Raw genomic sequence first — 6262 nt, forward strand, 5'->3', positions numbered from 1 at the left:
TACGAATGCAGCAGCTGCAACACGCTACTGCGTCCCAACCCTGGCGACTGCTGCGTGTTTTGCTCCTTTGGCTCGGTGAAGTGTCCGCCGATCCAGCAGAACGGTGGTTGATGCCGGTAAATCAACCGATGGCTCACCGATGGTCGTGCTCGTGGTGGGCATCGGGAAAATGGGTATGACTGTGCGTCAGGGCCACATGCTGATGACGATGAGAGTGACGCTGCACGGCGGAGTCCAGAGCGCCGTGCTCGTGTTGATGGTGCTCGTCGTGGACGTGCTCATGCTCGTGCTCGATCGGGACATGGCTGTGAGGGTGCTCATGGTGTTCGGTCAGGTGCAGCCAGATGCCGACTGCCATCAGGCTTCCTGCAACCACCAGTGATGCCGTCAGCGGCTCGCCGAACAGCAGCGCCAGCAGTGCGCCGAAGAACGGAGCGACCGAGAAATAGGCACCAGTACGCGCGGTGCCGAGGTGGCGCAGTGCCACCACGAACAGCGCCAGGCTGACCCCGTAGGACAGGAAGCCCACCAGCATCGCGCCACCGGCGGCACCTATTCCCGGTAGTGCGGCCCCCAGCGAGAATGCAAGCACCAGATTGACGGTGCCTGAGACCAGCCCTTTCACGGCGGCGATCCAGGTGGCGTCCGTCAACGACACCTTACGGGTCAGATTGTTGTCGATGCCCCAGGCCAGACAGGCGCCGAGAATAGCCAGCGCTGGTAGCGCACCGGCAAAGCTCGGCTGCTGTGGCCAGCTCAGGATCAGCGCACCGGCCAGGATGGCGGCCATACCCAGCGCGATCCGGCGGTCGAAGTTTTCCCGGAACGCGAACCAGGCCAGCAGGGCGGTGAACACCCCTTCGGCGTTCAGCAGCAGGGAGGCTCCGGTCGCCGGCATGCCGGTCAGGCCGATCATCAACAGCACCGGAGCCAACACCCCACCGCTCAGAATGGCGCCGGCCAGCCACGGCCATTCGTTCCGGGTCAGGCGCGCCGCAGCAGCTCCAGTCGCCAGCCGATAAAGCGCCATGCCGAGCCCGGAGCCGAGATACAGCAGGCCGGCGAGCAACCAGGGGCTGAGATCGGCAAGCAGCATTTTCGCCAGCGGCGTGCCGGCACCGAATAGCAGCGCGGCGATCAAGGCGGCGGCTACCCCAGGTGATTCCGGGCGGCGATACAGGTGCTTCATGCGGCCCGCCGCCGGCACCAGCAATAAACGAAGGCCTGAATCGAGCCTGACGGGGTTTGGTGCGCTTCAGTGGTCGTCTTCACCATTTCGAATGCCTCGCTGAACTGCGAGTACAGACTTTCCGCCGAGTAACGCTGCACGGTTAGCCCACTGCACTTTTCCGGTCCGTTCTCGGCAAAAGTGCCGATGATCAAATGGCCGCCGGGTTTGACCTCCTGGCTGAGCGTTCGAACATAGGCAGTACGATCGTCTGGCTCGTTCAGGAAGTGGAAGACGGCGCGGTCGTGCCACAACTCGATGCTCGCTTCCGGGAACGTAGTTCGGGTGATATCGGCTTCCAGCCATCGAACCACATTGCCCCGCGCACCGAGCCGGCTTGCCGCAGTATCCAGCGCTGCTCCTGAGAGATCGAGGACCGACAAAGCGCTGTAACCGAGGTCAAGCAGATCGTCGATCAGGGTTGATGCGCCGCCGCCAACGTCGATGATCGGCGCACCGAGATCAATGCCAGTCTCGCGAATGAGGCTCAGCGAAACGCTGGCATGCGCCTGATACCAGCTCACGGCATCGCTGGCCTTGGTCGAGTACACCTGCTCCCAGTGCGATTTCATTTCGAGAAGAGTCAAGGCATGTACAGCTTGTCGAAGTAACCGCTGACCTTGACCGTCACCGTGACTGGCTCGCTGCCGCGGTTCTTCCAATACCAGCCATGCACGCCATCAAACGGCGCGACGAAGCTGCCATGCGCTTCGCTCTGATCACGGTCCTTCCAGTAGCTGCTGAAGTTGTCGCCGTCGTTCGGCTTTTCACCGTGCATGTCGAAGCTGACCGGCCCGCCCTCGCTCCGCCATGAGAACTCGAAGCGTTCGCCAACCTTCATGGCAGCCTTGATCTCGGCTCCCTGATTGGCGACCAGAGTCAGCGACATTTCCTCGCTATGGAACGGCGTCGCCCGCTTGACCACTGCATCGGAAGGCGAAGGCACGGCCAGCACTGATTCGGCCGTCGTCGTTGCGGGTGGGGCGGCGGCTGCCGGCTTGGCGCTCAGCGCCGTCAAACCCAGCGCGCTTCCGATTCCGGTCGGATCGATCCCGTACTCGGCCGGCAGCACGGCAGTGACCAGTATGGCGCCAGCGACCGCCAGCGCCAGTCCAGAGGCTTTCAGCAGTTGTGGTGTCGTCGCCTGGATGGTCGTCGGATTGGCATTCATCGAGGACTTGCTCATGGGGTACTCAGGTAACCGGCCAACTGATAGCCGGTGAGAATGAAGCCGGCGCACATCAGCACCGTATTGGCGGCAAAAGCCTGGCGTTCAAATGCCGCTGCTCTCCGCCAGAAGGCCATCACGATCAGGATCGCGGTCAGGGCCAGCAATTGGCCAATCTCGACGCCGACATTGAAGGCCAGCATGTTCGGCACCAGCCCATCGGCGGACAACTTGAAGTCCTGCAACTTGGTCGCCAACCCGAAGCCGTGGAACAGGCCGAAGATCAGCACCGCAGCCTTGGTGTTCGGCTGCACGCCGAACCAGCGGGGAAACGCACCGAGGTTGTCGAGCGCCTTGTAGACCACCGACAGGCCAATCACCGCATCGACTAGATATGGGTTGACGTGCGTGCTGCTCAACACGCCGAACAGCAAAGTACTGCTGTGGCCGATCGCGAACAGCGTGACGTACACGCCCACGTCCTTGAGCCGGTACAGGAAGAAGATCACCCCGAACAGGAACAGCAGGTGGTCGTAGCCGGTGACCATGTGCTTGGCGCCGAGGTACAGGAACGGCAGCAGATGGACGCCGCTGACGCCCTCGATGAACGCCGCATCGTCTTCGGCCACGCCATGGGCGAAGACCAGCGGTGACACCAGCAGGACCGCGGCCGACATCAGCCTGGCAAGGCACAGACTCGAAAGTGGCCGATTCAAGGCTTTTTCACTGCCTTGGCAGCGGCAGCTCGTGCTGCATCGGAATCGGCCTTTGCCTTGTCGGCAGCGTCTTTGGCAACGGCGTCCGCCTGCTTTGCCTTGGCATCGACTTCGAGCTTGGCCGGAGCCGCAGGCTCGTCGAACTCGTGCTCAGGATGGGCGATGGCGGTGGCGGCGATCAGGGACAACAGCAGCGCGGCAGCAGTTTTCATCGGGATTCTTTCAGCGAATGGATGGAACAGGTGGGCATCAGGACTGACCGACCGCCGGCAGCGGCGCGGGTTCCAGTCGTCGTTCTGCCAGCAGCCGGTACAGCCCCGGCAGCAACAGCAAGGTCAGCAGGGTCGACGACAGGATGCCGCCGATCACCACGGTGGCCAAAAACCTCCGCACTTCGCTACCGATTTCCGTGTTGAAGGCCATCGGCACGAAACCCATGCCCGCGACTAGGGCGGTCATCAGCACCGGACGCAAGCGGGTTAAGGCACCTTCGACGATGGCCTGATCGAGCCCCATGCCGCTGGCTCGCAGGTCGCGAACGAAGCTGACCATGACCAGCGACGCGGCGACGCGGCGTGCGGCAGCGCCCCGTTCGATGATCTGCCGCAGGCTCAGTATTGTCTGGGCAGAGGAAAAGCCGCTGCGATCGCCAGCTCCGAAAGCATCCTCGACGGTAATCCTCAGCTTGGGGTTGGGGGTCAGACCGGCCGCCCCCCTTGCGCTCCAAGCTTCTTGAGATCAAGCGCTGCGGAAACCTCTCCGATCGACGCATCCGGCATCTCCGGAATGCCGGGGTGCTTGTTCGACGACGCGACGCAGTCGTACTCGCACCCTCGGTAGTCTGTGAACTGGCGGGGTGGAGCTTCATGGTCATCTGCCTTGTCGTCGGAATGGCAACCCTCATCGCAGGGGCAAACATACCGCCGTCAAATCTCTCACTGGTCGCCTACCAGGTTCTTGGGATGGTGGTGTACGTCACTCTCGCAAAGCTCTGCCACTACACCTTTATCGAACCGAACCAAGTTGCCCGCCAAGCCCTCAAGAGAATGGCTGCGTAACAGCTGCACCACTTCTCGCCAACGATACGCGCCACTGACTGCTCCTCACTAAGGCTATGCACCGCTTAACAGGCTGAGAATCCGCAGTCTGCCTCTCCCCGATGATCGATTGCTACGACGGGATGGTCGTCAGCTGGTCGATCGGCATCATCACCAGCAGATGGTCGTGTGGCGATTCAGCGACATCCGGATCTCTGGCCCGCGGCGCACCTTCCCTCGTCGTCAAAATAACTGAATGACGGTGTGGCGGAAAGTTCGTCCAAGACGCATCGACATTCAGGAAAAGGCTCAGCCACTTTCGAAGACGCCGTGCACGATCTGGATCTCTGGGGACTCAATCCCTTGATACCGATTGACTCGAAGCCGATACGCCGAGGCGAGGACACGACCGACAGTGGCATCTGCCAAATCAACTTGGTCGCGCGCATTGAACCAAACGGCACGAATGCGCAACTCATCGCGGGCGAGTTCGAGACGCGCGTGCTGCCCCTCAGACATTAGCCTCAGGCTCTTGATATGAAAGCGGCCGGCGAAGATCGGATAATCGAAGCCGCGACCCCAAGGCCCATAGCGATCGATCGTTTTGACGACCTCGACCGAGTGAAGGTGGGACGCCAACTGTCCGTCGGTCTGAACGAGCGGGAGCAATGGTTTACCGCCACAGCGAACCGCGACCTGCTCTTCGAAGGCTACGCGGAATCTCTCGAACCGATCGCGCCTCACCACCGCACCAGCGGCCCCATGGTGGCCACCATGTGATACCACCAACTCGCTGTCGGAACTTGCAACGGCACTGATCACTTCGTGAATGTTGATTCCTGGAATGCTTCGAAACGATCCCGTGAGCAGGTCGGTATTGCCCTGGAAGTTCGAATCCCGAACTCCGTTACCCCGCGGCGCGAAAAGAGCTGCCGGCTTCCCGAACGCCTCGACAAGCCGGCTGGCCGTGATTCCGTGAACGCCCGGATGGCCATCATCGAACATCAGAACGATTGAGCGAGTGTCCATCTGCGCGGCGCGAGCAAGTGCGCGCACTCTGAGGTCGCGCTCGATCTGCTGCCGCTCAGCATTTTCTTGTTGAAGAACTGCCCAATGAGACGCCGCCTCGCTTTTGCTTGGGGCAATCAGGAATTGAAATCCGGCTTTAGCCCAGTCGAGGCGGCCCGCAGCAGCAATCGCGGGTACCAGCCGGAATGCGATGGCCTCCGCATCGATCGGCTGATCACCGATCGATTCCGCAAAGACCTTCCAACAGCTCCGCCGCTTTTCGTTCAGCAATTCCAACCCACGCTTTACAAAAGTTCGATTGATTGAACTGACCGACGGCGACAGTGACACGCAGTCAGCAATCGTGGCCACAGCCACATAGTCCAATAGACCGCTAAGGCTCGCGATCTTCGAGCGAACACCGCGATTCAAAAGTGCGGTTCTTACTTTTGCCATCACGAGGAAAGCGACGCCAGCTCCGCATACATGCGGATCAAAGGTCGATTCCTGCCGCGAAGGATTTACCACGCAGTATGCTGACGGAGGCGGCCCGGATGAAGGAATCTGGTGGTGATCAGTGACCACCACATCGATGCCCCGAGCCGCTAGAAGGCTGATCCTAGGCTCATCGGAGCTTCCCTTGTCGGCTGTGATCACGACGCCGGGGGCCAATGTGATGATCCTGTCGACGACAGCAGTAGTCAGGCCATAGCCCTCCTTCAGGCGATGGCTCGTGACCACGTGAACGCTTTCCCTCGGAACCCCGAAGAACTCGGTCAAGGCCGTCCACAGCACCGCGGCCGAAGCAGTGCCGTCCATATCGTGGTCACACGCCAGTGCAAACCTCTCCGAACTAGCGATTGCGCTCACGATACGGTCAACGGCCCTGTCCATCGAGGGGATGCCGATCGGGTCAGGAATCCGGGCCAGCGAAGGCTCCAGCAACTCCTGTGGATCGAACGGACGATCCATGCGACTCGCCAAGATCGCCGACATCCAAGACGCCACTCCGGCCGCTCGTAACGTGGCAGCGACATCCTGACTGACCGCGCGCTCGACGATCTGCTTGCTTGGCAAAGTTGCGATCATTCGAGTTCCCTTGGCA

8 protein-coding genes and 1 pseudogene are annotated in these 6262 nt (G+C 61.2%); 2 read left to right on the forward strand and 7 right to left on the reverse strand.

What is annotated here, in order from left to right; translation table 11 throughout:
• A partial coding sequence (locus tag QZY06_RS06740; RefSeq protein ID WP_295681966.1) for a GDCCVxC domain-containing (seleno)protein occupies positions 1 to 111 on the forward strand: 111 nt, incomplete at its 5' end.
• A gap of 22 nt (positions 112 to 133) precedes the next feature.
• Here the strand turns inward: QZY06_RS06740 and QZY06_RS06745 are convergent.
• From QZY06_RS06745 to QZY06_RS06770, 6 genes and pseudogenes are all read right to left on the reverse strand, one after another.
• Positions 134 to 1189, reverse strand: coding sequence for a DMT family transporter (locus QZY06_RS06745; protein ID WP_273457456.1), 1056 nt, complete (start codon positions 1187 to 1189; stop codon positions 134 to 136).
• Complete coding sequence (locus QZY06_RS06750) at positions 1186 to 1752, reverse strand: class I SAM-dependent methyltransferase (protein WP_295681955.1); 567 nt, start codon at positions 1750 to 1752, stop codon at positions 1186 to 1188. The genes QZY06_RS06745 and QZY06_RS06750 overlap by 4 nt, the downstream gene beginning before the upstream one ends.
• A 59-nt stretch (positions 1753 to 1811) precedes the next feature.
• Positions 1812 to 2414, reverse strand: a complete 603-nt coding sequence (locus QZY06_RS06755; protein WP_273457453.1) for a hypothetical protein — start codon at positions 2412 to 2414, stop codon at positions 1812 to 1814.
• Positions 2411 to 3073: a HupE/UreJ family protein gene (locus QZY06_RS06760; protein ID WP_273457451.1), complete on the reverse strand. Its 663-nt coding sequence runs from the start codon at positions 3071 to 3073 to the stop codon at positions 2411 to 2413. The genes QZY06_RS06755 and QZY06_RS06760 overlap by 4 nt, the downstream gene beginning before the upstream one ends.
• A 35-nt stretch (positions 3074 to 3108) precedes the next feature.
• Positions 3109 to 3324, reverse strand: coding sequence for a hypothetical protein (locus QZY06_RS06765; protein ID WP_273457449.1), 216 nt, complete (start codon positions 3322 to 3324; stop codon positions 3109 to 3111).
• 37 nt (positions 3325 to 3361) lie between these two features.
• A pseudogene (locus tag QZY06_RS06770) lies at positions 3362 to 3670 on the reverse strand (efflux RND transporter permease subunit); the annotation flags it as partial.
• Positions 3671 to 3828: 158 nt separating this feature from the next.
• Between QZY06_RS06770 and QZY06_RS06775 the strand changes: the two are divergent.
• Positions 3829 to 4170 (forward strand): hypothetical protein, encoded by a 342-nt coding sequence (locus QZY06_RS06775; protein WP_273457448.1) that lies wholly within the window; start codon positions 3829 to 3831, stop codon positions 4168 to 4170.
• Between the two features lie 288 nt (positions 4171 to 4458).
• Here the strand turns inward: QZY06_RS06775 and QZY06_RS06780 are convergent.
• Positions 4459 to 6262, reverse strand: a 1804-nt coding sequence (locus QZY06_RS06780; RefSeq protein WP_295681962.1) for a DHH family phosphoesterase, incomplete at its 5' end; no start/stop codon positions are given.

Source organism: uncultured Nevskia sp., assembly GCF_903885465.1.
In the GTDB taxonomy this organism is placed as follows: domain Bacteria; phylum Pseudomonadota; class Gammaproteobacteria; order Nevskiales; family Nevskiaceae; genus Nevskia.